The sequence below is a fragment of the Pelagimonas phthalicica genome, assembly GCF_004364805.1.
In the GTDB taxonomy this organism is placed as follows: domain Bacteria; phylum Pseudomonadota; class Alphaproteobacteria; order Rhodobacterales; family Rhodobacteraceae; genus Pelagimonas; species Pelagimonas phthalicica.
On the sequence record NZ_SOAP01000003.1, the window covers coordinates 43,087 to 68,195 of the forward strand.

The 25,109-nt window shown below is 57.3% G+C and carries 29 protein-coding genes; 18 read left to right on the forward strand and 11 right to left on the reverse strand.

Translation table 11 applies throughout. The features are described from left to right. The first annotated feature begins 78 nt into the window (after positions 1-78). From CLV87_RS18305 to CLV87_RS18325, 5 genes are all read left to right on the forward strand, one after another. Positions 79-582, forward strand: coding sequence for a hypothetical protein (locus CLV87_RS18305; protein ID WP_099248468.1), 504 nt, complete (start codon positions 79-81; stop codon positions 580-582). Positions 583-770: 188 nt separating this feature from the next. Further along, positions 771-983 (forward strand): DUF1127 domain-containing protein, encoded by a 213-nt coding sequence (locus tag CLV87_RS24210; protein ID WP_235871990.1) that lies wholly within the window; start codon positions 771-773, stop codon positions 981-983. Positions 984-1,315: 332 nt separating this feature from the next. Next, positions 1,316-1,786, forward strand: a complete 471-nt coding sequence (rplO, locus tag CLV87_RS18315) for a 50S ribosomal protein L15 (protein WP_099248470.1) — start codon at positions 1,316-1,318, stop codon at positions 1,784-1,786. 109 nt (positions 1,787-1,895) lie between these two features. Then, positions 1,896-3,257 (forward strand): preprotein translocase subunit SecY, encoded by a 1,362-nt coding sequence (gene secY / locus CLV87_RS18320; protein WP_099248472.1) that lies wholly within the window; start codon positions 1,896-1,898, stop codon positions 3,255-3,257. Beyond that, on the forward strand, positions 3,254-3,832 hold the full coding sequence (locus tag CLV87_RS18325) for an adenylate kinase (RefSeq protein ID WP_099248474.1): 579 nt from the start codon (positions 3,254-3,256) through the stop codon (positions 3,830-3,832). The genes secY and CLV87_RS18325 overlap by 4 nt, the downstream gene beginning before the upstream one ends. A gap of 47 nt (positions 3,833-3,879) precedes the next feature. On the opposite strand, the gene CLV87_RS18330 is transcribed toward CLV87_RS18325, so the two are convergent. Further along, complete coding sequence (locus CLV87_RS18330) at positions 3,880-4,275, reverse strand: BLUF domain-containing protein (protein ID WP_099248476.1); 396 nt, start codon at positions 4,273-4,275, stop codon at positions 3,880-3,882. A gap of 482 nt (positions 4,276-4,757) precedes the next feature. Here CLV87_RS18330 and rpsM point away from each other — a divergent pair, with 482 nt between their 5' ends. The 4 genes from rpsM (at position 4,758) to rplQ (ending at position 7,230) form a co-directional block, all read left to right on the forward strand. Beyond that, entirely contained in the window at positions 4,758-5,126 is a 369-nt protein-coding gene (gene rpsM, locus CLV87_RS18335; RefSeq protein ID WP_099248478.1) for a 30S ribosomal protein S13, read from the forward strand. Between the two features lie 15 nt (positions 5,127-5,141). Beyond that, the gene (gene rpsK / locus CLV87_RS18340) at positions 5,142-5,534 is read left to right on the forward strand and encodes a 30S ribosomal protein S11 (RefSeq protein ID WP_058247669.1); all 393 of its coding nucleotides are present in this window, start codon (positions 5,142-5,144) and stop codon (positions 5,532-5,534) included. 114 nt (positions 5,535-5,648) lie between these two features. Then, positions 5,649-6,665, forward strand: a complete 1,017-nt coding sequence (locus CLV87_RS18345) for a DNA-directed RNA polymerase subunit alpha (RefSeq protein ID WP_099248480.1) — start codon at positions 5,649-5,651, stop codon at positions 6,663-6,665. Between the two features lie 148 nt (positions 6,666-6,813). After that, the gene (gene rplQ / locus CLV87_RS18350; protein ID WP_099248482.1) at positions 6,814-7,230 is read left to right on the forward strand and encodes a 50S ribosomal protein L17; all 417 of its coding nucleotides are present in this window, start codon (positions 6,814-6,816) and stop codon (positions 7,228-7,230) included. A gap of 67 nt (positions 7,231-7,297) precedes the next feature. Here the strand turns inward: rplQ and CLV87_RS18355 are convergent, their stop codons facing one another. After that, a complete protein-coding gene (locus CLV87_RS18355; RefSeq protein ID WP_099249311.1) occupies positions 7,298-7,681 on the reverse strand; it encodes a thiol-disulfide oxidoreductase DCC family protein in 384 nt (127 codons plus the stop codon). 292 nt (positions 7,682-7,973) lie between these two features. Between CLV87_RS18355 and CLV87_RS18360 the strand changes: the two genes are divergently transcribed. The 9 genes from CLV87_RS18360 (at position 7,974) to CLV87_RS18400 (ending at position 16,454) form a co-directional block, all read left to right on the forward strand. Beyond that, positions 7,974-9,047, forward strand: coding sequence for a 3-deoxy-7-phosphoheptulonate synthase (locus CLV87_RS18360; protein ID WP_099248484.1), 1,074 nt, complete (start codon positions 7,974-7,976; stop codon positions 9,045-9,047). A 162-nt stretch (positions 9,048-9,209) separates the two neighbouring features. Continuing rightward, positions 9,210-10,583 carry a trypsin-like peptidase domain-containing protein gene (locus CLV87_RS18365; protein ID WP_099249314.1) on the forward strand — a complete coding sequence of 458 codons (1,374 nt, stop codon included), beginning with the start codon at positions 9,210-9,212 and terminating at the stop codon, positions 10,581-10,583. Between the two features lie 2 nt (positions 10,584-10,585). Next, a complete protein-coding gene (locus tag CLV87_RS18370; protein WP_099248486.1) occupies positions 10,586-11,899 on the forward strand; it encodes a replication-associated recombination protein A in 1,314 nt (437 codons plus the stop codon). After that, the gene (locus tag CLV87_RS18375; protein WP_133840844.1) at positions 11,896-12,429 is read left to right on the forward strand and encodes a hypothetical protein; all 534 of its coding nucleotides are present in this window, start codon (positions 11,896-11,898) and stop codon (positions 12,427-12,429) included. Before CLV87_RS18370 ends, CLV87_RS18375 begins: the two co-directional genes overlap by 4 nt. Before the next feature lie 30 nt (positions 12,430-12,459). Beyond that, entirely contained in the window at positions 12,460-12,837 is a 378-nt protein-coding gene (gene crcB, locus CLV87_RS18380) for a fluoride efflux transporter CrcB (protein WP_099248490.1), read from the forward strand. Beyond that, the gene (locus CLV87_RS18385; RefSeq protein ID WP_099248492.1) at positions 12,834-13,874 is read left to right on the forward strand and encodes an RluA family pseudouridine synthase; all 1,041 of its coding nucleotides are present in this window, start codon (positions 12,834-12,836) and stop codon (positions 13,872-13,874) included. The genes crcB and CLV87_RS18385 overlap by 4 nt, the downstream gene beginning before the upstream one ends. A 3-nt stretch (positions 13,875-13,877) precedes the next feature. Then, positions 13,878-14,543: an HAD-IA family hydrolase gene (locus tag CLV87_RS18390; protein ID WP_306438023.1), complete on the forward strand. Its 666-nt coding sequence runs from the start codon at positions 13,878-13,880 to the stop codon at positions 14,541-14,543. Then, positions 14,540-15,250, forward strand: coding sequence for an ATP12 family chaperone protein (locus CLV87_RS18395; RefSeq protein ID WP_099248494.1), 711 nt, complete (start codon positions 14,540-14,542; stop codon positions 15,248-15,250). The genes CLV87_RS18390 and CLV87_RS18395 overlap by 4 nt, the downstream gene beginning before the upstream one ends. Positions 15,251-15,446: 196 nt before the next feature. Next, positions 15,447-16,454, forward strand: coding sequence for an amino acid ABC transporter substrate-binding protein (locus tag CLV87_RS18400; protein WP_099248496.1), 1,008 nt, complete (start codon positions 15,447-15,449; stop codon positions 16,452-16,454). A gap of 2 nt (positions 16,455-16,456) precedes the next feature. On the opposite strand, the gene CLV87_RS18405 is transcribed toward CLV87_RS18400, so the two are convergent. From CLV87_RS18405 to CLV87_RS18445, 9 genes are all read right to left on the reverse strand, one after another. Beyond that, a complete protein-coding gene (locus CLV87_RS18405; protein ID WP_099248498.1) occupies positions 16,457-16,945 on the reverse strand; it encodes a SixA phosphatase family protein in 489 nt (162 codons plus the stop codon). A gap of 4 nt (positions 16,946-16,949) precedes the next feature. Then, positions 16,950-17,606, reverse strand: coding sequence for a ferredoxin (locus tag CLV87_RS18410; protein ID WP_235871991.1), 657 nt, complete (start codon positions 17,604-17,606; stop codon positions 16,950-16,952). Next, the gene (gene argB, locus CLV87_RS18415; protein WP_099248500.1) at positions 17,603-18,490 is read right to left on the reverse strand and encodes an acetylglutamate kinase; all 888 of its coding nucleotides are present in this window, start codon (positions 18,488-18,490) and stop codon (positions 17,603-17,605) included. Before argB ends, CLV87_RS18410 begins: the two co-directional genes overlap by 4 nt. Before the next feature lie 182 nt (positions 18,491-18,672). Beyond that, entirely contained in the window at positions 18,673-19,326 is a 654-nt protein-coding gene (gene yihA / locus CLV87_RS18420; protein WP_099248502.1) for a ribosome biogenesis GTP-binding protein YihA/YsxC, read from the reverse strand. Then, positions 19,326-20,069: an MOSC domain-containing protein gene (locus CLV87_RS18425; protein WP_099248504.1), complete on the reverse strand. Its 744-nt coding sequence runs from the start codon at positions 20,067-20,069 to the stop codon at positions 19,326-19,328. Before CLV87_RS18425 ends, yihA begins: the two co-directional genes overlap by 1 nt. Continuing rightward, positions 20,066-21,886 carry a membrane protein insertase YidC gene (gene yidC, locus CLV87_RS18430; protein WP_099248506.1) on the reverse strand — a complete coding sequence of 607 codons (1,821 nt, stop codon included), beginning with the start codon at positions 21,884-21,886 and terminating at the stop codon, positions 20,066-20,068. The genes CLV87_RS18425 and yidC overlap by 4 nt, the downstream gene beginning before the upstream one ends. A 144-nt stretch (positions 21,887-22,030) precedes the next feature. Beyond that, positions 22,031-23,578 (reverse strand): putative bifunctional diguanylate cyclase/phosphodiesterase, encoded by a 1,548-nt coding sequence (locus CLV87_RS18435; RefSeq protein ID WP_099248508.1) that lies wholly within the window; start codon positions 23,576-23,578, stop codon positions 22,031-22,033. Between the two features lie 72 nt (positions 23,579-23,650). Further along, positions 23,651-24,499 (reverse strand): tRNA 2-thiocytidine(32) synthetase TtcA, encoded by an 849-nt coding sequence (gene ttcA / locus CLV87_RS18440; RefSeq protein WP_099248510.1) that lies wholly within the window; start codon positions 24,497-24,499, stop codon positions 23,651-23,653. An 86-nt stretch (positions 24,500-24,585) separates the two neighbouring features. After that, positions 24,586-24,822, reverse strand: coding sequence for an EF-hand domain-containing protein (locus tag CLV87_RS18445; RefSeq protein ID WP_099248512.1), 237 nt, complete (start codon positions 24,820-24,822; stop codon positions 24,586-24,588). Between the last annotated feature and the right edge of the window lie 287 nt (positions 24,823-25,109).

Consider the following 25,109-nt stretch of genomic DNA (forward strand, 5'->3'; position numbering starts at 1 on the left):
CTCGACTGTCCTATTTGAAAGAGTTGTGAAATATACTTTGGAAGAAAGAGATTTTTTCTTGCAGAAGAGGCTCGCAGCTTGGAACCGGAACTTTTGCGCTTTTTGGGAACAATAATCGGCGGTGGTCTGGCCGGCGGCATCGCCCTTTTCATCCGTTACTTGTCTGGAAAGGCAGAAAAGCGCCGGAAAAGATCCGAAAAGCTAGAAAGGGCATTTCTCCTTTCTCAAGAAATCTATGACTCCCATTCAGATCGTATCGATTGGTTGAAAACGCTCGATCGCCCCAAGCCTCACGAGTGGTTTAACGCTCCCCGGCACCCAGGTAGTGAAATGGCGGAGCTTAAATACATAATTCGAGGGTACTTTGGAGCCATCGAGCCACATCTCCTAGAATACTACCGGGGCCACCAATGCCTAAAGGATGTGTTTCGGGAACTTCGCGAGCAGACTGGAGAGTTCAAAAAATGGGCAGATGTGGATCAGGAGCAATGCAACTCGCTCAAAAATGGTTTCGAGCAGCTTGAGAGAGGCACCCGCGAATTAAAAGCCAGGCTTGGGGAAGCTCTCAAAGAGTTAGCCTGAGTGTCGGGGTTACAGCAGGGAGACATAGCCAGTACACATTTTCTGCGTTGCAGAAAATGCATGGCGGGGTCAACTTTTCTGAAATTGTTAGCGCGAAACACTTCTTTTATATCGGGGGTGGGAGAGGAAATGAGATTGAAACCAGTGCTCCGGGAATACGCCCGAGCCCCTCGAAAGGACCCAATACAATGGCACATATCGCCCAAACCCCCGCAACTTTTGCACCATTCGCCGCTGTTCGCACTCTGATCGCTTCCGTTCAGGACATGATGCAGCGCCGCGCCGCCTATAACCGCGTGTTCACCGAGCTGTCCGCTTTGAACGATCGCGAACTCAACGATCTGGGCCTGAGCCGCGCAGATTTCCACAACATTGCTGCAGATGCAGCAGCCAAGCTCTGATCCAGAGCCTTTACGAATAGGAAGACGACCATGACACGCATCCGGGCCTTTTTTGCGTCCCTCCGCGCAACCTGGAATAAGGGCCCGTGCCCGTCTTGGACCGAGTATTTGAATGCCGAGCAGAACCGCTAAGCCGTCGGCCTAGCAAAACAGATGCCGTCTGGCGCCGGGCTTACCATGTAAGACTTGCGCGGGCGGCATCTGGCGTTTATACGCGCCCGGTGGCCTGAGGCCGCACAGAATCAGTGCTGCATTGGCACGAACAACAATCAAGAAACGCCGTGTTCTTCCCAAGATCGCTTCGGGGAAGGTTCCGGCTAAGGAGAAGCGACATGAAATTGCATGAACTGCGCGACAACGAAGGCGCAACCCAGCGTAAGAAACGCATTGGCCGTGGCCCGGGTTCCGGCAAAGGTAAGACCGGTGGCCGTGGTATCAAAGGTCAGAAATCGCGCTCGGGTGTGGCCATCAATGGCTACGAAGGCGGCCAAATGCCTTTGTACCAGCGTCTGCCTAAGCGTGGCTTTAACAAGCCAAACCGCAAGGCATATGCTGTTGTTAACCTGGGCCTGATCCAGAAATTCGTTGACGCAGGCAAGCTGGAAGCTGGCGCAATCACTGAGGACAGCCTGATTGCCTCCGGTCTGGTGCGTCGTAAGCTCGACGGTATCCGCGTTCTGGCCAAAGGCGACGTAACTGGCGCGCTGACCATCGCAGTCACCGGTGCTTCCAAGTCTGCAGTTGCGGCGGTTGAGGCAAAAGGCGGCGCACTGACTGTCACGAATGCGGCAGCGGCGGAATAAACGCCTTGTGAGCGGCGCTTTGGCCGCTTACATACCTTTTTAGTTTTCCATCAACGCCGCCCGAGCCGGAAGACGCTCAGGGCGGCGTTTGCTTAACAGAGAGATCCGCATGGTATCTGCAGCAGAGCAAATGGCCGCCAATACAAGCTGGGCGGCACTGGGCAAAGCAACCGACCTGCGCAATCGCATCCTCTTTACCCTTGGTCTTTTGATTGTTTACCGCTTGGGCACCTTTATTCCCGTTCCGGGAATCGATGGCGCGGCCTTGCAGGAATTCGTCGATGAAGCCGGGCAGGGGATCGCAGGTATTGTGTCGATGTTCACCGGGGGGGCCTTGGGCCGAATGGGCATCTTTGCCCTTGGCATCATGCCCTATATCTCGGCCTCGATCATCGTTCAGTTGTTGACGGCCATGGTGCCGGCGCTGGAACAGCTGAAGAAAGAGGGCGAACAAGGGCGCAAGAAGATCAACCAGTACACCCGTTACGGTACGGTTTTGCTGGCGACCTTCCAGGCCTATGGCCTTGCCAAAAGCCTTGAGGCTGGCGATCTGGCCACCAATCCAGGCCTGTATTTCCAGGCCGCTTGTGTGATCACCCTTGTGGGCGGCACCATGTTCCTGATGTGGCTGGGTGAGCAGATCACCGCACGCGGCATCGGCAACGGTATTTCGCTGATCATCTTTGTCGGCATCATCGCCGAAGTCCCCGCCGCTTTGGCGCAGTTCTTTGCCTCGGGTCAGTCCGGTGCCATCAGCCCGGCTGTGACGGTTGGCGTCATGGTGATGGTTGTGGCTGTGATCGCCTTCGTGGTCTTTATGGAGCGGGCGCTTCGCAAGATCACCATTCAATATCCGCGCCGTCAGGTCGGGATGAAGATGACCGAAGCGCAAAACAGCCACCTGCCGCTGAAGGTGAACCCTGCGGGCGTTATCCCGGCGATCTTTGCCAGCTCATTGCTGCTCTTGCCGGTGACGATCAGCACCTTCTCGGGCAATGATACAGGGCCGATCATGTCGACGATTCTGGCCTATTTCGGGCCGGGTCAGCCGCTGTATCTGGCCTTCTTCGCCGCGATGATCATCTTTTTCGCGTATTTCTACACGTTCAACGTTTCCTTCAAACCCGATGACGTGTCGGACAACCTGAAGAATCAGGGTGGTTTTGTTCCGGGTATCAAGCCAGGGCCAAATACCGCGAAATACCTGGAATATGTGGTGAATCGCCTGTTGGTTCTGGGCTCGCTCTATCTGACCGCCGTCTGCCTGCTGCCAGAGATCCTGCGCGCCCAATTCGCAATTCCGTTCTACTTTGGCGGAACTTCGGTACTTATTGTCGTAAGTGTGACAATGGACACCATTCAACAAGTGCAGTCTCATTTGCTAGCACATCAATACGAAGGTCTTATCCAAAAATCGCAGCTACGCGGTAAAGGTAAGGCCCGTAAGCGGAAGGGACCTGCACGTCGATGAACATTATTCTTTTGGGGCCGCCAGGCGCGGGTAAAGGAACACAAGCGCAATACCTGGTCGAAGATCGTGGCATGGTGCAGCTGTCAACTGGTGACATGCTGCGCGAGGCCAAGAGCAGCGGCACCGAAATGGGCAAGCGCGTGGCTGAAGTCATGGATCGTGGTGAGTTGGTCACCGATGAGATCGTGATTGGTCTGATCCGGGAAAAGCTGGAAAACACCGATGCGCCGGGTTTCATCTTTGACGGTTTCCCGCGCACATTGAAACAAGCGGACGCCCTGGGTGAGTTGCTTGAGGAAATGGGTAAGAGCCTGGATGCTGTCATCGAATTGCGTGTCGACGAAGACGCCCTGGTTGGACGTATTCTGAAACGTGCAGCGGATGCCAAGGCCGCAGGTCAGCCAGTACGTGCAGATGACAACGAAGAGTCGCTGCGCACCCGTCTGATGGCCTATTTCAAGATGACCTCGCCCTTGGTTGGTTACTACTATGCCAAAGGCACCTATGCCCGTGTTGAGGGCATGCGGTCCATGGAAGACGTGCGCAAGCAAATTGCTGAAAAGTTGGACACCTAAGGCTCGCTTGAACAGATACAAAAAAAGCCCGCTTTGAGCGGGCTTTTTTATTGCGTGGCGGGCAGGTGCTGTCGAATTCTGGATAGCCCGTCTTCGAGAACAAGTTGATCGGAGAATTTCAGTTCCGTGAACTGGTCAAACACACCGGGTTCGATTTCGGCATAGGCCATTGCCCAATCCTCGAAATTGCGCTGGGTGAGCTTTCGGCTGAACAAGACCTGAACGTCATAGTGGCGCTGGTCGCTTTGAATTTTGTCCAGCAGAGTTTCGATCTGAGCCTTGTCGCCCTCGACGATCTGCAGAAAACGCTGCTTGTCACGCAACAAGACACCCGTAATGCCAATACCCTGATTGGTCTGCGTAGCAATCTCCATGATTTCCAAATCGGACAAATGGCCCTGCGGATGGATGGAACGGCTAATATACATTGTTTGAAAAAGCATTCAGCATTTACCCTTTGATCTCGGCGGTGCAGAAATAACTTACTTAATACGTGGACCTCTCTTTTAGATTGAATCATATATAGGACTACATTCGTAAAAAGTCATGCGATTTGGAAAGGCGCGGTTAAAGCAGCAAAATGCCAATTCATTGAGTTTTGCGTTGAAGGGGAGACTTTTCGAATTACGCGCCTGCCCAAGTCTCCCTTTTCTGGATGGGAAAGCCTCGGTTTCCGCCTGGTTGCCAAAGGGGTTTTGAGACCCAGAAACCTGGGTTTGCTTGGAAAGTGCGAATAGGTGCTTGACCCGGTCGTAAAATCCTCATACGCACCGCTATCTCTTACAGAGAATCACATATGCAAGGTGGGTCGCTCCCGCTGCGCAGATCACCTGATCAGCTACGGCCCGGCGGCAGATGCCTCGGGCCTCATGTTGTGAAAAAAGGGCCCGGTGCTACGGGCTCGCAACGAAAAGGAAGATGCACCTTGGCACGTATTGCCGGCGTTAACATCCCGACCAACAAGCGAGTGCCTATCGCGCTCACATATATCACAGGTATCGGCCACACCTCCGCTGCTGCCATCATCGAAGCCGTTGGCATCGACGCGACCCGTCGTGTGAACGAGCTGTCTGATGCAGAAGTTCTGGCCATTCGTGAGCACATCGACGCCAACTACACCGTAGAAGGTGACCTGCGCCGCGAAGTGACCATGAACGTCAAGCGTCTGATGGATCTGGGCTGCTACCGCGGTCTGCGCCATCGTCGTAACCTCCCGGTACGCGGTCAGCGTACACACACCAACGCTCGTACCCGCAAAGGCCCTGCAAAGGCCATCGCAGGCAAGAAGAAGTAAGGGAGACACAGACCAATGGCACGTGATACCCGCCGTGGCGGCAAGAAAAAGGTCTCCAAGAACATCGCAGCTGGCGTTGCGCATGTGAACTCGACCTTCAACAACACCAAAATCCTGATCTCTGACGTTCAGGGCAACGCAATTTCCTGGTCCTCCGCTGGCACCATGGGCTTTAAAGGGTCGCGCAAATCGACTCCTTACGCTGCTCAGCTGGCCGCAGAAGATGCAGGCAAAAAAGCGCAGGAACACGGTGTTAAAACTCTGGAAGTCGAAGTTCAGGGCCCAGGTTCGGGTCGTGAATCGGCTCTGCGCGCTCTGGCTGCAGTTGGCTTCAACATCACTTCGATCCGTGATGTGACCCCAATCGCGCACAACGGCTGCCGCCCACCAAAGCGCCGCCGCGTATAATTCGAATATTCTATATTGGGGCCTGGTTTTTACCCGGCCCCAATATGCCGTTTTGAAACCTCGGGCGTCTGGACCTTTTGGACATGGGGACCAGGCTGGTATGGAGGGACTTGCATGATCCATAAGAATTGGGCCGAACTGATCAAGCCCGCCCAGCTTGAAATCAAGCCAGGCAATGATCCTGCACGCAAAGCCACTGTTGTTGCCGAACCGCTTGAGCGCGGTTTTGGTCTGACATTGGGCAACGCGCTGCGTCGCGTGTTGATGTCGAGCCTGCAGGGCGCGGCTATCACCAGCGTTCAGATCGACAATGTTTTGCACGAATTTTCGTCCGTTGACGGAGTTCGCGAAGATGTCACCGACATCATCTTGAACCTCAAGGGTGTGTCGATCCGTATGGAAGTCGAAGGCCCCAAGCGTTTGTCCGTAAACGCCAAAGGTCCGGGTGTTGTGACTGCTGGTGACATCACCGACAGCGCCGGTATCGAGATCCTGAACCGCGACCACGTGATCTGTCACGTGGACGAAGGAGCCGAAGTGTACATGGAATTCACCGTGAACACCGGCAAGGGTTATGTCTCGGCCGACAAGAACAAGCCAGAAGATGCGCCCATCGGTCTGATCCCGATCGATGCGATCTATTCGCCGGTGAAAAAGGTGGCTTATGACGTTCAGCCGACCCGTGAAGGTCAGGTTCTGGACTATGACAAGCTGACCATGAAAGTCGAAACCGATGGCTCTATCAGCCCCGAAGATGCGGTGGCTTTTGCTGCGCGTATCCTGCAGGACCAGCTGTCGATATTCGTGAACTTCGACGAGCCAGAAGCCGCTGGCCGCCAGGACGAAGACGATGGTCTCGAGTTCAATCCGCTTCTGCTGAAGAAAGTGGACGAGCTGGAACTGTCCGTGCGGTCGGCCAACTGCCTGAAGAACGACAACATCGTTTATATCGGCGATCTGATCCAGAAGACCGAAGCAGAAATGCTGCGCACGCCAAACTTTGGCCGCAAGTCGCTGAACGAGATCAAAGAAGTTCTGTCTGGCATGGGTCTGCACCTGGGCATGGATGTCGAGGATTGGCCACCGGACAATATCGAAGATCTGGCCAAAAAGCTGGAAGACAACTTTTAAGGTTGGTGGGGTAGAACCCCACCCTACATCTGGGCGGCGCGCGCGTCGCCCGGTTATGGGCATACCGCCCCAAGGAGAGTTGGTGACACGCATCGCCAGCCAGACAAAGCAAAACAGCCCGTAGAGGGCACATGAATGGAGAAAGACAATGCGTCATAAGCGTGGTTACCGCCGCCTGAACCGGACTCACGAGCACCGCAAAGCGCTGTTCAAGAACATGGCCGGCTCGCTGATCGAACATGAACAAATCAAAACCACTCTGCCAAAAGCCAAAGAGCTGAAGCGCGTGATCGACAAGCTGATCACCCTGGGCAAGCGTGGCGACATGCATGCGCGCCGTCAGGCCGCAGCGCAGCTGAACGAAGACAAAGACGTGGCCAAACTGTTCGAAGTTCTGGGCCCACGTTACGCCGAGCGTCAGGGCGGCTATTGCCGCGTTCTGAAGGCTGGCTTCCGTTACGGTGACATGGCCCCAATGGCGATCATCGAACTGGTTGACCGCGATGTGGACGCCAAAGGCGCGGCTGACAAAGCCCGCGAAGAAGCGGCAGAAGCTGCAGAATAAGCGCAAGCTGTTCCGAATTAAGAAAGCCCGCCAATTGGCGGGCTTTTTGCTGTCTTAGGGCCGGAGCTTATCCAACCAAGCCTTTGGCCTTGCGCCGCAGATGGCGGTTGTAGATCCAGCGCGCCACGATATTGGCATAGATCCAGTCGCAGATCTGAAACAGGCCCGGCAGACGGCAGAGGCGCGCCAGAATACGCATCCGGGGCATTTGTTCCCACAGGACCAGCATGGCATCAAACCCCACATGCAACTGGCCGTCATGCAAAACATGCATCAGCCGCGTCGCCTGATCCTCGGTCACGCCCCAGTCTTGCAGGTCAATCTTGTTGAGGTCGTCAAAGGCGATGGGCAGGTTTTTCTGTTTCGACACCGCCTCGTAACGACACATCTCGGCATCGCAAACCGGGCAATCACCGTTGTAAAGCGCGCGGGTTCTGGGGGCTTGGGACATCAGGTTTCCTTTGCTTTCGGTTGGAAATCTAAGGCTCAACGCCGTCATAGCAAGGTGGCATGCAAGCGCAGAATTCAGAAATTCTCTGTTTGACAGTCTGCGATTCGCTCGCTAGCTTTGCCGACATGACCCATACCTACGCAGCATTTTGGTATTTTTATGCACCGTGCCATAAGGCGGCGGATGGGGTTTGCGCGTTCTGACAATACGCAAAAACGAGACACCAACCAGCCGCCCCCGGGGCGGTTTTTTTGTGTCCGTTGACCGGGGGCTCATCATCAGGAAGAGACCCATGCCTATCAAAACTCAGAACCTTCGCGTCGCCAAGATGCAAGAATTGACCACCCCGGCCGAGCTGCGCGCGCAATTGCCCATCAGCGAGGCGGCCTCTTTGACCGTCGAGGGCGGGCGCAACGCGATTCAGCGCATTCTCAAGGGTGAAGATGATCGTGTGATTGCGGTGACCGGCCCCTGTTCGATCCACGACACCGAGGCGGCGCTGGACTATGCGCGCAAATTGCAGGCCCTGCGGGTGGAATGCGCCGACACGCTGGAAATCGTGATGCGGGTCTATTTCGAAAAGCCCCGCACCATTGGCGGATGGAAGGGGCTGATCAATGATCCGTTCCTCGATGGGTCCTTCGCCATTAATGACGGTTTGCTGGCGGCGCGGGAATTGCTGCTGGAAATCAATGAGATGGGTCTGCCTGTGGGCACCGAGTTCCTCGACACCGCCGTGCCGCAATACGTCGCCGATCTGGTGAGCTGGGCGGCGATTGGCGCGCGCACCACTGAAAGCCAGATCCACCGCGAGATGGCTTCGGGGCTGAGCTGCCCGGTTGGGTTCAAGAATGGCACGCGCGGCAATATCCAGATCGCCATTGATGCGGTGCGGTCCTCGGCGCAACCACATCATTTCATGGGTCTCAGCGAGGGCGGACAGGCTGCAATTGTCGGCACCAGCGGCAACCCCGATTGCCATGTGATCCTGCGCGGCGGCGAGGGCACCAATTACGACGAGGCGTCGGTCGATACCTTCTGCTACACGGCGGAAAAGGACGGCATCCGCCCACAGGTCATGATCGATGCGAGCCATGCCAATAGTGGCAAACTGCCCGAGCGCCAGCCCGAGGTTCTGGCCAATGTCGGTGGTCAGATTGCCCGAGGGGATCACCGCATCATGGGTGTGATGGTGGAAAGCAACCTGGTGGCCGGGGCGCAGAAGCTCGGTGGCGAGGGGCCGTTGGTTTATGGCCAGTCCATCACCGATGGCTGCATAGACTGGGCGACGACGCAGGATTGCCTGCGCGAACTGTCGGACAATGTGCGCCAACGCCGGGGTGCGCTGACACGCAAGGCCAGCTAACCCTAGAGCGTTTCCAATTCCCCCGCGTCCCGTATGGTGTCTTGGTTTCACTCCCTCCCAAGACCACCATGCGGGGCGCAATTGCGCGGGCGGCCGCTTGGGCAACTTGCAATCCAATCGACGGCACCGCATATCAAATTGGCATTTCAAGAAAGGAAAGCCATGATTGCGCGCCTTTGTCTGGTCCTGAGCCTTTTGGCCGCCCCGGTTTGGGCGGATACCAAGATACCCACGTCGCAAGCCGAAATCAGTTTGGGCTTTGCGCCGCTGGTCAAAGAGGCGACGCCAGCCGTCGTCAACATCTATGCCCGTCGGGTGGTGCAGCAACGCAGCCCCTTTGCGGATGATCCTTTCTTTAACAATCTGTTCCGGGACTTTCAGGCGCGGCCACGCGTGCAGAATTCGCTTGGGTCCGGGGTGATCCTGTCTGAGGACGGGATTGTCGTGTCGAACTATCACGTTGTTGGCATGGCGACCGATATTCGCGTCGTGCTGAATGATCGTCGCGAATATGTGGCCGATGTAATGCTGGGCGACGAAGAGGCGGACCTGGCCATTCTGAAACTGCGCGACGCCGAAGATATGCCGCATCTAAACTTGCGTGATAGCGATACGGTCGAGGTGGGCGAACTGGTCTTGGCCATTGGTAACCCGTTTGGCGTCGGGCAGACGGTGTCGTCCGGAATTGTGTCGGGCTTGGCGCGGTCTGGCACGGCAACAGGCAATGCGCGCGGCTATTTCATCCAGACAGATGCGCCGATCAATCCCGGCAACTCGGGTGGGGCGCTGATTGACGTGAATGGGCATTTGATCGGGGTAAATACCTCGATCTTGACACGCTCTGGCGGGTCCAACGGTATCGGCTTTGCCATTCCCTCCGCTTTGGTGGCGACCTTTGTTGATCAAGCGCGCCAGGGCTTTGCCCAATTCCAACGCCCTTGGGCGGGTATGACCGGGCAGCCCGTTGATGCGGATCTGTCTGATAGTCTTGGCCTTGGCCTGCCCGGTGGCGTTTTGATCGCTGAACTGCATCCCGAAAGCCCCTTTGCCCAAGCTGGATTGCAGGTTGGTGATGTCGTGCAGGATGTGGATGGGCTGCCGGTGAACACCCCGGCTGAGATGCTGTTTCGCATGTCGGTGCGCGGAATCGGCGAGACCGTGCGCGTCACCTATGTCTCGCAAGGACAAGCGCAGGATGTCGATGTCACCATGATCACCGCGCCCGACAGCCCGCCCCGTGATCAGGTCACGCTTGGGCGTCGCGATGTTCTTGAAGGGCTGACACTGGCGCGGGTCAACCCATCTGTGCAGGTCGAGCTTGGCCTGCCATCTGGTATCCAAGGCATCATTGTTCTGACACCGGGCCGCAATGGCGCGCAGATCGGGATCAAGCGCGGTGATATTCTGCTTGGCGTCAATGGGCGCGAGGTGACGGCACCGTCTGATGTCGCGCGGCTGTTGCAAAAAGCAGGTCGGCGCGTGCGCATCGATCTTTTGCGTGGTAACCGTCGGGTGAGACTCAATTTCCGGATCTGATTTTGGCCGACCTCTTTGACACGTCTGACACTGTTCCCGACACGGCCCCGCGGCCGTTGGCGGATCGATTGCGCCCGCAGTCATTGGAGGATGTGATCGGACAGGGGCAGGTCTTGGGGGCCGACGCCCCTTTGGGCGTGATGCTTGAGGCGGGCACGCTGGGGTCGATCATCTTTTGGGGGCCACCAGGTGTGGGCAAGACCACCATTGCCCGGTTGCTGGCGGATGCCACCGATCTGCATTTTGTGCAGATCAGCGCGATTTTCACCGGTGTCCCCGAATTGCGCAAAGTCTTTGACGCGGCCAAGCTGCGGCGCAAGACCGGGCAGGGCACGCTGTTGTTTGTGGATGAGATCCATCGTTTCAACAAAGCCCAGCAAGACGGGTTTCTTCCGCATATGGAGGATGGCACGATCCTTTTGGTCGGAGCCACGACTGAAAACCCATCCTTTGAACTGAACGCCGCTTTGCTGAGCCGGTCTCAGGTTCTTGTGCTAGAGCGTTTGGGGCAGGAGGATCTGGAGCTTTTGGCGCAGCGGGCCGAGAGTGAGTTGGCGCGCGAATTGCCGCTTGAAACGGATGCACGCCGGGCTCTGTTGGAAATGGCGGATGGGGATGGGCGCGCGCTGCTTAACCTCGTGGAACAGGTCATGTCCTGGAAGGTGGACGCTCCGCTGGATGTGGACGCGCTGACCAACCGGCTGATGAAACGCGCCGCGCAGTATGACAAAAGCGGGGACGGCCATTACAACCTGATTTCCGCTTTGCATAAATCCGTGCGCGGCTCTGACCCGGATGCCTCGCTCTATTGGTTCGCGCGTATGCTTGAGGCAGGGGAGGACCCGCGTTTTCTGGCCCGCCGTATTACTCGCATGGCGGTGGAAGACATTGGGCTGGCAGACCCACAGGCGCAATCGGTTTGTCTGCAAAGCTGGGAAACCTATGAACGGCTTGGCTCGCCCGAGGGAGAGTTGGCCCTGGCGCAGGCGCTTGTCTATCTCGCGCTCGCCCCAAAATCCAACGGGGTGTATGTCGCCTATAAAGGCGCGCGGGCGGCGGCGAAAAAGACCGGATCGCTCATGCCGCCGAAACACATCCTGAACGCGCCAACACGGCTGATGAAGGATCAGGGCTATGGCGCGGGCTATGCCTATGATCATGATGCCGAAGACGGGTTTTCAGGACAGAACTACTTCCCCGATGAAATGGGTCGTGACACCTATTACACGCCGGTTGAGCGCGGGTTTGAGCGTGAATTGTCCAAACGCGTGGCCTATTTCGCCAAGCTGCGCGCCAAGCGGGACGGGACCACGTGAGCCCGTTGAACCTGCAATCAGATTGCGCCAATTGCGCGGGTCTGTGTTGCATGGTGTTTGCCTTTGAAAAGGGCCCGGATTTCGCGATCCATAAACCGGCCGGGCAGGGATGCCCGCATTTGGATGCCGGGTTTGGCTGCAAGATCTATGGGCGACGGGAGGAGGCCGGGTTTGCCGGATGCTTACGCTTTGATTGCCTTGGGGCGGGGCAGCGTGTGAGCCAGGATTACTTTGCCAATCAGGATTGGCGCGAGACCCCGGCGATAATTCCACAGATGATCGAGCTGTTTCGCAAATTGCGCGAGGTACACCGGCTTTATGAGCTGCTGTCGCTGACACAGGCGCTGCCCTTGCCGGATGATCTACTGGCAGAGCGCGAGCGGTTGATGCTGGAACTGCACCCCACAGAGCCACGATCGAAAGAGGCACTGCTGGCGCTGGACGAGGTGGATCTGAAAACCCGCGTCGACCGCTTTCTTTCCAGCCTGCGCACGGTCGTCCACAACGTCTCATCCCCTAACAAGCCTTGACTCTGCCGCCTGTGCGCGCGACAGACCCGCATGTTTTTCACCCTGACACAAGTGGCGCTTGGCGGCGCGAGTGGCGCTGTTTTGCGCTATTTGACCGGACTGGCCGCGATGCGCCTGATCGGGCCGGGTTTTCCCTGGGGCACATTGATCGTCAATATCCTGGGCAGCTTTGCCATGGGGGTGTTGGTCGTGGTGCTGGCGCATCTGTCCGGGCAGCGCTTTGCCCCGCTGCTGATGACTGGGTTCCTTGGCGGGTTCACTACGTTTTCGGCGTTTTCGCTGGATGCGGTCACATTGTATGAACGGGGTGACGTCGGGCTTGCCATGCTTTATGTGCTGGCCTCTGTCCTGTTTTCCATCGCAGCGCTGTTCGCCGGCCTGCTTATCGCGCGGAGCTTTGCCACATGAGCCGAGTCCAAACCCTTCCTGTTGCTCCGGGTGACGGAGATCAACGGCTTGATCGCTGGCTGAAACGCCTGTTCCCGCATGTGTCGCAAGGGCGCATCGAAAAGATGTGCCGCAAGGGCGAGCTGCGGGTTGATGGCGGTCGGGTCAAGGCCTCGACCCGGCTGGAAGTTGGGCAGCAAGTGCGCATTCCGCCGCTGCCCGATCCGGGGCAAGTTGAGGCCGCGCCCAAGCCGCGTGTTTCGGATAAGGATGCCGAGCTGATCCAAAGCTGCGTGCTTTGGAAAGACGATCACATCATCGCGCTGAACAAACCGCCCGGCCTGCCAACCCAAGGCGGCAGCAAGCAAACCCGCCATGTGGACGGGCTGGCCGAAGCGTTGAAATTCGGGCTTGAGGAAAAGCCGCGTCTGGTGCACCGCCTCGACAAGGACACGTCGGGAGTTTTGCTGCTGGCGCGGTCGCGCGAGATGGCCAAGGCTTTGACCGATGCGATCCGCCAAAAGGAAACGCGCAAGATTTATTGGGCGTTGGTGGCTGGTGTGCCAACGCCTTACCTTGGTGAAATCCGCTATGGGTTGGCCAAGGCACCAGGGCATGGCCCGCATGGTGAGGGCGAAAAGATGATCGCCGTGCATCCGCGCGATATGGACAGCACGCCGGGCGCGAAACGCGCCCATACACTTTATGCCACGCTCTATCGCGTCGCCTCACGCGCGGCTTGGGTCGCGATGGAGCCGATCACTGGCCGCACCCACCAGCTGCGCGCCCATATGGCCGAGATCGGGCATCCAATTATTGGCGATGGCAAATATGGCGGCTCCGGGCAGGAAAACCTTGGTGATGGCTGGGGCGCGCAACTGGGCGGGGTGATCAGCAAGAAACTGCATCTGCACGCCCGTTCCATGAGCTTTAAGCACCCGATCACCGGCAAAGAGGTCACGGTCAAAGCGCCCCTGCCGGACCATATGGCCCATAGCTGGGACACGCTGGGTTGGGAAGAAAGCTTTGCCGATGATGACCCGTTCGAGGGGCTGTGATCGGTGCTGAAACTGGCGGTTTTTGACGTCGACGGGACCTTGGTCGACAGTCAGGGTGATATCCTGGCCTCAATGGAGGCGGCCTTTGGCTCGGTTGGGCTGGATGTGCCGACGCGCTCGCAGATCCTGTCGATTGTTGGTCTCTCCCTGCCTTTGGCGATGGCCCGCTTGGTGCCGGACGCCACGGATGCACAACGCGACCAGATGGTTGAAAGCTATAAAGACGCCTATGCCGATCTGCGCCGCAAGGGTGGGCATGCACCGCTGTATCCCGGGATTGGCGATTTGCTGACCCGGCTCGGCGGGCATGATAACCTGCTCCTGGGGATCGCAACCGGCAAGTCACGCCGGGGTTTGGATGCTTTGCTGGACGGCTTGGGCCTGCCGGTGCGATTTGTGACCACGCAAGTCGCGGATGATCATCCGTCAAAACCACATCCGTCGATGCTGTTGACAGCCCTACGTGAAAGCGGCGTTGAGGCCAAAGATGCGGTGATGATCGGCGATACCACCTATGACATTGAAATGGCTCAAGCCGCCGGGATGCATTCTATTGGTGTTGCTTGGGGCTATCACAGCCAGGAAAAACTGTCGGGTTCCAACCTGTTGGCCAAGGATGCCACCGGGCTTGAACAGGCAATCTATGAGATTTTGGGAGAGTTTACATGAGCGAATGGGCCCCAAAACGGTTTTGGAAAAAGGCCGAAGCCGCGGAAACAGAAAACGGGTTTGCGGTGTTGCTGGATGGGCGCGGGGTGAAAACGCCCGCCAAAACCCCTTTGGTTGTGCCAAGCCGGGAGCTGGCCGATGCGATTGCCCAGGAATGGGATGCGCAGGAGGAAAAGGTTGATCCGGCGGTCATGCCCTATACCCGCATGGCCAATTCCGCCCTGGACAAGGTGACGCTACAATTTGACGAAGTGGCCGACATGCTGGCCGCCTATGGCGATGCGGACCTGCTATGTTATCGCGCTAGCCATCCTGAGCAATTGATTGACCGCCAAAAAGAGCGCTGGGATCCTCTGCTGGATTGGGCTGCGGAGGCCTATGGCGCACGGCTTGAGCCACGCTCGGGGATCATGCACACGCCCCAAGAGCCCGAAGCATTGGCCAAATTGACGGCACGGGTGCATCAATTCACGCCATTTCAATTGGCAGCCTTCCACGACCTCGTGTCTCTGACCGGCTCGCTTGTGCTTGGGCTGGCCGCGACCGAAGCCTATGCAAGCCCCGAAGATTTGTGGGATTTGTCTCGCCTCGACGAGGCCTGGCAAGAGGAACAATGGGGCGAGGATGAAGAGGCGACAGAGCTGGCCAATCGCAAAAAGGGCGAATTGGTCTTTGCCGCAGAGTTTTTTAAACTGGCAACGCAATAAACAACGTGGTCTCGGACAACGCTCAAGAGTATAGATACAATCAAAACAGGGTTTTGAGCGCCTTCTTTCCTTGACGCAGAAGCGCTAAATCGCCCAAACTTGCAGCAGCAGGGAAGGGACAGCCCGATTTTGGTGAAAGACGCCCGCGTATAAGGGCAGCTCGATGGTTCGAGGCATAACCTGAGAAGAGGGAAAAATGCGGAATTTCATACTCCTAGCCGCACTGGCAAGTGTCGCGGGAGCCGCAGAGGCAGGCACATTGGACGACGTCAAAGCACAGGGTGTGCTGAGATGTGGGGTCAATTCCGGTTTGGTCGGATTCGCATCCGAGGATGCAAATGGCGAATGGCATGGCTTTGATGTTGGCCTCTGTCGCGCAGTTGCTGCAGCGGTATTGGGTGACCCATCTGCGGTTGAATTTGTCCCCACCACCAATAAAACCCGGTTCACGGCACTATTGTCCGGCGAAATTGATATGCTCGCGCGCAACACAACCTGGAGCATGTCCGCCGATGTGGACCTGAAACTCGAATTTGTGGGTATCAATTACTATGACGGCCAAGGGTTCATGGTGCCCAAAGCCTCCGGGATTTCCTCGGCAACTGAGCTGAATGAAAAATCCGTCTGCGTTCAGACTGACACGACCACCGGGCCGAACCTGGCTGAGTTCTTTGAGCGCAATAATATCGAATACGAAGAGATTCCGATCGAATCCACCGCCGAGGCGCAGGCGCTCTACCTTGAAGGGGCCTGTGACGTTTACAGCACCGACGCCTCGGGCTTGGCAGCCATTCGCGCGACATTCGAGACGCCGGGCGATCATGTTTTGCTGCCCGAGATCATCTCGAAGGAACCATTGGGCCCCGCCGTGCGTCATGACGACAATGAATGGGGTGACGTGGTGCGCTGGACGCTGAACGCCCTGATCGCTGCCGAAGAGCTGGGTGTGACTTCGGCCAATATCGACGAATTGCTAGAAGGCACGAACAACCCGGAGATCAACCGGTTGTTGGGCACCGAGGGCATTTTGGGCGAAATTCTGGGCCTGTCCCCGGATTGGGCGGTGAACGCGATTCGCGCTGTGGGCAATTATGGTGAATTGTTTGAAAGGAATATCGGGGAAAACACCCCGATTGGTCTGTCGCGCGGGCTGAACGCGCAATGGACAGATGGCGGTCTGCTCTACGCTCCGCCCTTTCGCTGAGACTATTCGACCAATTCTCGCGGGATAACAAAATCAACAACCTGGCCCAGGCCGGGTTGGATCTCGGCCCAAGTGTCGGATTTGAAATCAACCACCAGTGTCGCGCCTGTCGGGTAATCCTGAAAGCGCGGATGTGGCAAAGCCTGCGAGACCAGCCCCTGTGCCAGCATGGCAATACCTGGGTTGTGGGCAAGCATCAGCACGACATCGCCTTGCGCATTGCAGAGCTGATCCAGCAAGACACCGGGATCAGCCAAGTAAAGCTTTTGGTCGAATGAAGTGTCGGCGCTAACCTCCAGTGCTTCCAGGGTCTGACGCGTACGTTTGGCGCTGGAACACAGGATCTCATCCGGGAGATAGCCCTTTGATTTCAACCACTCCCCCAGAGCATGGGCCGAGGTAAAGCCGCGCTTGTTCAAAGGGCGATCATGGTCATCTTCGCCCAGAGACCAATCAGATTTGGCGTGGCGCATCAAAATTAGACGTTTCATAACGTCAGTTTTTCAGAAACGCAGCCATGTGGAAAGCAGACTGTTCCGGTAATCGGAGGAAATTTGTCGCAACCGGGCAGGCGCGCCGCACCAGACACCCGTTTTGCAGACAATCCACGCCCTCTGGGCTGGAGATATAATTTTTGCAGCTTGCGGTATCATACATATGATCCGGGCCAAGCGCCCCGACCGGGCAACTCGTGGTGCAAGGGGCGGCACAGCTGTCACAGGGCTTGGCCGCAGGAGCTGGGGCCTCTAGCGGTTGAGGCAGGGCAACGGCAAAGCGGTAGCTGATGAACAGCCCAGCCTCGGCGTGAACCAAGGGGCCAACCGGCGAAGACCAGGCGTGTTTTGATTGCACCGCCCATTTCAAAAAGGGCGGGTAGGGCGGCCCGGCAGAGGGCAACAAAACAGCCCCGCCCCAATCCTTGGCCAATGAGTGCGCAATGCGATCCGACCAACGATCCAGCGGGTCCGCCTGCCCATCTGAGTATTCGGGGGACGCGCTGAAGATCTCCCAGAATGCTGGTTCATCCGGGCCAAAAAGCACAATGCTTTGCGCCCAATCTGGCACGGTTTGATCTGGCTCTGGGGCCACGACACCGCGTAGCGCCAGCCCATGTTCGCTGGCTTGGGAGGTTATCGCACCGGTGGTGATCACTCAGCAAGCGGCGGCAGGTCTGCCGGGCGGATCATCGAGCCTGAACCGTGTTCGGTGAACAATTCAAGCAGGCAGGCATTTTCAACCCGTCCATCAATAATGACCACACCACGGACGCCTTCGTCGATGGCCTTGAGAGCGGTTTCGGTTTTGGGGATCATGCCACCAGCGATGACGCCTTCGGCTGTCATGCGCTTGACATCTTCGGGTGTCATCTCGGTCACCACGTCGCCGGCGGCATTCTTGACGCCCGCCACATCTGTCAAAAGCAACAGGCGATCCGCTTTCAACGCCCCGGCAATCGCCCCGGCAGCCGTGTCGCCATTGACGTTATAGGTGTCCTGACCGTCTCGACCTGTACCGACCGGGGCCACCACCGGGATAATCCCAGCGGCAAAGAGGTCATGCAGGGCCTGCACATTCATCTCGACCGGTTTGCCGACAAAGCCCAGTTCCGGATCATCCGCCTCGCACACCATCAGGTTATCATCTTTGCCGGACAGGCCCACAGCCCGCCCGCCTTCGCCCATGATGGCTTGCACAATGCGTTTGTTCACGCGTCCGGTCAGGACCATCTCGACCACTTCGACCACGGCCTCATCGGTCACGCGTTTGCCACGCACAAAATGTGACTGAATATCGAGCCGACCAAGCAGATCATTGATCATCGGGCCACCGCCATGCACCACCACCGGGTTCACACCGACCTGGCGCATCAATACAACGTCACGGGCAAATTGCGCCATGGCGTCATCGTCACCCATGGCATTGCCACCGAATTTCACAACCACAATCGCCCCGGTATAGCGCTGCAAATAGGGCAAGGCTTCGGAAAGGGTGCGGGCGGTGGCGATCCAGTCACGTGTCATGTTCTGCTTTCTCATTTGCGGGCCCCAAAGCGTTAAGGTCTTTGGGTTTTGCCGCGTTTTTGCGCAGATTACCAGATTGAACAGCTCGTTTTGCCCGTCAAAACCTAAAGCGCGCCTCTTGGGTTTCTTTGGGCCCCAAATATCCCGGGGAGTCCCGAGCGTGCTCGGGGCGGGGCAGAGCCCCTATTGCCCTGGCGTTACTTCAATCCAGCGATAATGGTGCGCAGGGTTGCGATACCTTCGCCCTTTTCGCTGCTGGTCAACACCATTTCGGGATAGGCGGCTGGGTGTTTCGCGAGAACATTGCGCACCTGCGCCAAAACCTTGTCATGATCCTTGGCTTTGACCTTATCGGCCTTGGTCAGCACAACTTGGAATGTCACCGCAGAGCGGTCGAGCAAGGTCATGATTTCTTCATCGACCTTTTTCACCCCATGGCGGAAATCGATCAGCACAAAGGCGCGGCGCAAAGAGGCGCGGCCCGCCAGATAGTTCTTGAGCAATCGCTGCCATTTCTCGACAACCGCGACCGGCGCATTGGCAAAGCCATAGCCAGGCAAGTCGACCAGATAATGATCGGTGGCCAGGGTGAAATAGTTGATTTCCTGTGTGCGCCCCGGCGTATTGGATGCGCGCGCCAGCCCCTTGCGACCGGTCAAGGCGTTGATCAGGCTGGATTTACCGACATTGGATCGACCGGCAAAGCACACCTCGGCCCGGTCATCCGGTGGCAACCCGTCCATAGCGACGACGCCTTTGAGAAAATCGACTTCGCCCGCAAAAAGCTTGCGCGCCGCTTCGCGTTCCGCGTCTTCGGGCTCGTCGACCAAGGGGAAAGGCAGTTGATCCATCACAGCACCTTTACCTTGTCTCCGGGTTGAATGTCTCCGCCCCGGACCACTTTGGTCATGACGGTAAAGTCCTGATGCCCCCAATGATCAAGCGTTGCCAGAACGTCAACATCACGTTTGCCGGTCTCGGGGTTGGCATGGGTGGCCAGGCAACGGGTGGTGGGCTCTTCGACATGGAACACAGCGTCGCCAATCTGGATCTCTTTGCCGATCCAATCAAATTCTTCCCATGGGGCCAGACCGTCGATCCACAGGTTACAGCGCCAGCGATGGATCGAAAGATCCTGCCCGGCGCGTTGCGACACGGCGCGGTGCGACGACATGTTACCAATTGTGACCGAAGGGAAGTGGCTGTCGGTAAAGGCAACGGTCGCAGAACGGATCACGGCCACCGATTGCGGGCGGTTTTCAGGCACAAAATGCCCGGCCCAATCGATCAGCTTTTGACCTTCGGTATTGGGATCAAATTCGAGATCGGGCAGGTCGGGATGCGACAGCGTCATACGCTCGCTCGCCTCGTCAAGCTTGGCGGAAATCGCCTGCAAACCCGGAGCCTTGGCCGCGCGGGAAAACTGCGAACAAGGCACCCATTTGCTGCCATCCGCCTTTGACGCCTCATGCGCCACAGCCCATTGCCTATCATAAGGAAGAGCCTGACCAGCGGTCAGGCTCACTTTGTTTAACGCTTCCCGGCCATGGGCCTTGATGGGAAAGCGCCAGATTTCTTTCAACTCACCGGTCATTTGGTCTCCGGTTTCTCCGCCTTTTTAAAGCTGGCTTTGATATTGCCCAGAATGTCAGGCTTAAAGCCCTGGCTGCGCATGATCAGATATTGCTGCGTAAAGGTGATGGTGTTGTTGGCGATCCAGTACACGACCAGACCCGAGGCAAAGCCACCCAGCATGAACATGAACACCCATGGCATCCAGGCAAAGATCATCTGCTGAGTTGGATCGGTGGGTGCTGGGTTCAGTTTTTGCTGCAGCCACATGGAGATACCCAAGAGCAAAGGCAGGATGCCGATAAAGACCAGCGCAAGGATCGAACCAGCTTCGGGACCCGCCCAGGGGAAGATGCCAAAGAGGTTGAAGATCGAGGTCGGGTCAGGGGCCGACAGGTCGTTGAATGGGCCAAGCCATGCGGCGTGCCGCAGTTCCAGCGTGACAAAGATCACCTTGTAAAGCGAGAAAAAGATCGGGATCTGCAGCAGGATCGGCAAACAGCCAGAGGCCGGATTGACCTTTTCCTTTTTGTAGAGCGCCATCATCTCTTTTTGTAGCTTCTCACGGTCATCGCCGGCACGCTCTTTGATCTTCTCCATCTCAGGCTGCAGCTCCTTCATCTTGGCCATGGAGACATAAGATTTATAAGCCAGCGGGAAGAGGATCGCCTTGATCAGCAGGGTCAAACCGATGATCGCCCAGCCCATATTGCCGATAGCCGCGTTCAGCCAGTGTAGGGCTGTAAAGATCGGCTTGGTCAGAAAAGAGAACCAGCCCCAGTCGATCGAGTTAATGAACCCGTCAATGCCTGATTTTTCATAGGCGCGGATGGTTTCCCATTCCTTGGCCCCTGCGAAAAGCTGGGTTGTCACTTGCTGGGTTTGACCGGCTGCCAGGGTGATGGTCGGCATCATGGCGCGGCTTTGGTAAATATCGCGGTTTGGCTCGTATTTGATGACGGAAGAGAAACCGGAGCCTTGCTGCGGGATCAGCACCGACATCCAATAGTGATCGGTAAAGCCAACCCAGCCACCTTCGGTCACCTGTTGGGTCAGGGCGGGTGCGCGTTCGCCAGAATCAACGTCCAGATCCGGCATGTCGCTGTAATCGGTCATCTCAAGGATGCCGTCAGTCATTTGCAGCGCGCCTTCGTGCAGGATGAAAAAGTTCTTCAGATCTTGTGGCTCACCGTGGCGGGCGAGGATCCCGTAAGGGGCCAAAGACACGGTGTCTTGCCCCGGGTTCTCAACGCTTTGCGTCACTGAGAACATGTAGTTCTCGTCAATCGCGATGCTGCGGCGGAAGATCAGGCCGGTGGGGCTGTCCCAACGCAGGATAACCGGCGCGTTCAGGCCAAGGGTTTCGCCAGTCTCAACACGCCATTCGGTATTGGCACCGGGCACGTCGTCAAACTGCAACCCGGCCCCCGGTGCCCAGCCATAAAGCGCGTAATAGGGGTTTTCCGAGCCAACCGGACTCAGGAATTGAACGATTTCGGAATCTTCTTCGATCGTGACGCGATAATCTTTCAAACGCAGGTCATCGATGCGACCGCCGACAAGAGAAATAGACCCTTCCAGGCGGTCGGTGCTCAGCGCGACGCGCGGGGCGTCCTTGGTATCGGCCTCGGCATCTGGTTGCGCTGGGGCAGTGCCCGGAGCGGCAGTAGGGGCCGCGGCGACGTCACCCGTTGCGACGGGCGGCTGCCCTTCGACGGCGACAGGGGCGTTGGGATCTTCAGGCGGTTGTTCGGGCGGTGGAAACAGGACGAACCAAACCAAGATCACCACAAAGCTGAGTGCCGTTGCAAGAAACAGGTTCTTGTTTTGCTCGTCCATAGGGCCCGCCGTATTATCCGTTCAAGTTCACCGGAGGGTTCAAGCGTCACATGGCCCAAAGGTCAAGGGGATTCGCCTGATCTGAGGCGTTCAGGCGCAAAGTTGATCAAGCTTGATAGGTTTTTTCTGAATTTGGTCCCGGTTTCAGGTGGCACCACGGCCCAGACGTTGTGCGCCAGCGATCCTGTCGGCGTGGTCGCGTGCCCAATCGATCAGTTGATCGGCAGGCATTGGGCGGGCAATGCCAAAGCCCTGAACGTGGTCACAGCCGAGTTGCGACAGCAGGGCATGTTCGCCGACGCTTTCGACACCCTCGGCCAAGGTTTCCAGCCCCAAGCGATCTGCCATGCCAAGAACAGCGGCCAACATACGGTGTTGATCCTCGTCGCGATCCACACGGGTGACAAAGCTACGGTCGATTTTCAAACGGTGCACTTTGAATTTGCGCAGTGCGGTGATTGAGGCATGCCCGGTGCCAAAGTCATCCAGATCGATATGGCAGCCCATTTCACCCAAGGCGACGATGTTGCGTGCTACGATGCCCTCTGGTGAACCTGCAATCACGGTCTCGAGCACTTCGATGCCCAGCCGAGGTGGCGTCAGGCCGAAACGGTCCAGTTCCCACTGGATCTTTTGTACCAGATTTGTGCCGCGGAGTTCAGAATCCGAGAAGTTGACGCTGACACGAGGGATGTCCAATCCGGCCTGATCCCAACTGCGCAGGGCGGTCAGGCTGTGTTGGAGGATCACCTCACCCAAACGTTCCATCCGACCTGATTCTTCCAGGACGCGCAGGAACTGCGCGGGTGGCACGATACCCTTTTCGGGGTGAATCCAGCGTGCCAAAGCCTCAACACCTGTAATACTGCCGGTCGATGTGCAGATTTGCGGTTGGAACCATGGTTGGATCTGACCATTGGCAAGGGCGCGATCGACCTCGGTCTTGAGGTTTTGCTGTTCCTTATGGGCGGCGCGCATGTTTTCAGACCAGGCGCGGATTGCAGACGGGCCGTTTTTGACGGCTTCGGTTAGGGCGACCTGCGCCGCCTCCAGCATTTGCGCCCCGGTCGCATCATCGGCGAGCCGGGGGCTGCCGCAAAATCCAATCGACGCGGACAGGTAACGCATGGAATTTTCCAGCGAAGCTGGCTCTTCCACGCTGGTCTGCAGACGCGTTGAAAGCTGTAACAAAGCCTCAAGATCCAAACGGATCGAAGGGGCCAAGAGGATAAGGAAACGGCTATCGCTCATCCTGACGGCGCGATCATCGCGACGCAGGGTGTTGCGCAGGCGGTTCAGGGTCAGGTCGCGCATCGACTCGGCGGCTGAATCACCGCCACGCTGGGCGATTTCATCCAACCCATCAACCTCAACCAGGATACAGGCACAGGCCAAGCTGGCGCTACGCGCCTGAGACATGGCCGATTCTGCCATTTTGTTTGCGGTGAGATTGTTCACAACATCCGTTATCCCGGCGGTTTCCGGGGAGGCATTGTCGGGAACGGAAAAATTGCCGGTCAGCAGGATCAAAGCAGGCAGGCCAAGCGCCACAGCGATCAACAATGCCTCGCCCCCCAGCCAAAAAGCTGCCAGAGCCAGAGCAGGAAGGAACGCCAAAGCCTGAGGCCCGTTCAGAGCGCGGTGCAGAACCAACCGGAGCCTGCCCAGATACGCGTTTGCGGCCATTTTCATTGCCTGTCCTTTCCCTAACCTTCACAGGGAAATTAGAGGCAATCGGTAACTCGGCTCTTAACAAAAGCGATTCTATTCGTTCGAATTATCCACGTTCAGGTCGCGCATCAGACCCGGGAAATCAAAGAGTTTCGGGTCGAGCATATGCGAAGGACGTATATTCATAAGGGCTTTGAACATCACATTGCGCCGTCCTGGGCTGTTCTTTTCCCAACCATCGAGAATCTGTTTCACCTGTTGGCGCTGCAATCCATCCTGTGATCCGCACAAGTCACAGGGAATAATTGGATAGTTCATCGCCCTGGCGAATCGCTCGCAATCGGCCTCGGCGACATGGGCGAGGGGGCGGTAAACAAACAGGTCACCCTCTTCGTTCAAAAGCTTGGGCGGCATGGTGGCCAAACGCCCACCGTGAAACAGGTTCATAAAGAAGGTCTCGAGAATATCATCCCGGTGGTGGCCAAGCACAACGGCGCTGCAACCCTCTTCGCGGGCAATGCGATACAGGTTGCCACGGCGCAGACGAGAACACAGCGCGCAAAAGGTGCGGCCCTGCGGGATCTTGTCCATGACGATGGAATAGGTGTCGGAATATTCAATGCGATGGGGCACTTCCATCTTTTCCAGAAATTCCGGCAGGACCGTCGCCGGAAAGCCCGGCTGACCCTGATCCAGATTGCAGGCCACCAATTCGACCGGCAACAAACCGCGCCATTTCAGCTCATAAAGTACAGCCAAAAGCGTATAACTGTCTTTGCCGCCAGACAGGCAGACCAGCCATTTGGCCCCTTCTTCGATCATGCCATATTGATCGACGGCCTCGCGCACATTTTGCACGATCCGCTTGCGCAGCTTTTTGAACTCGGTGGTTTTGGGCGCACCGTAGAAGAGCGGGTGAATATCGTCGGCATTGTCGAACATGCGCAGGCCTTAGCGCCATCTGCGCGCTTACGCAATCTTTCAGGCGCGGGGTATGCGGGCTGGCCGTGACCCAGCCCGCACATGGGTTATTCGGCGATCAGGCCAGCCTCGCGGGCGGCGGCCAGCTCTTCGAGGGACACTTCGCCGCTTTCATCCGTGTCCAGCAGCACAAACTGTTCCTCGGTCAGGTCGGCATAGGCCGCCTGCAATTCCTTCAGAGACAAACCGCCAGATGCGTCCAGATCTTCGACGACGGTCTGCGCCTGAACCTGTCCAGCAGCGGAAAGCAGCAGGGTGGCGGCGAGGATATGAGTGGTTTTCATTTTGGTTTCTCCAAATAATTGGTCGCCTTGGTGACGACGCCTAGATGGAAAACAGGAAGTGAGAAGAGCGGCAATATCTGGGAAAGTGATTTTAAAGCAAGGGTTTGCCTGTGGCGGTGCCTTGCTGGTGACCTGCGGGTTTACGCCGAAAATCCCGGCGAATTGCCGCGAAGACCCGTGGCGGGTTTCTGCCATCGGCAAGACCCTGCACGACGCCTCGGCAAGGGTTTGCCCGACAAGAGCCATGACGCGGCTCAGCCAGAACCTGCCGATGGTTGGCGTTGGAT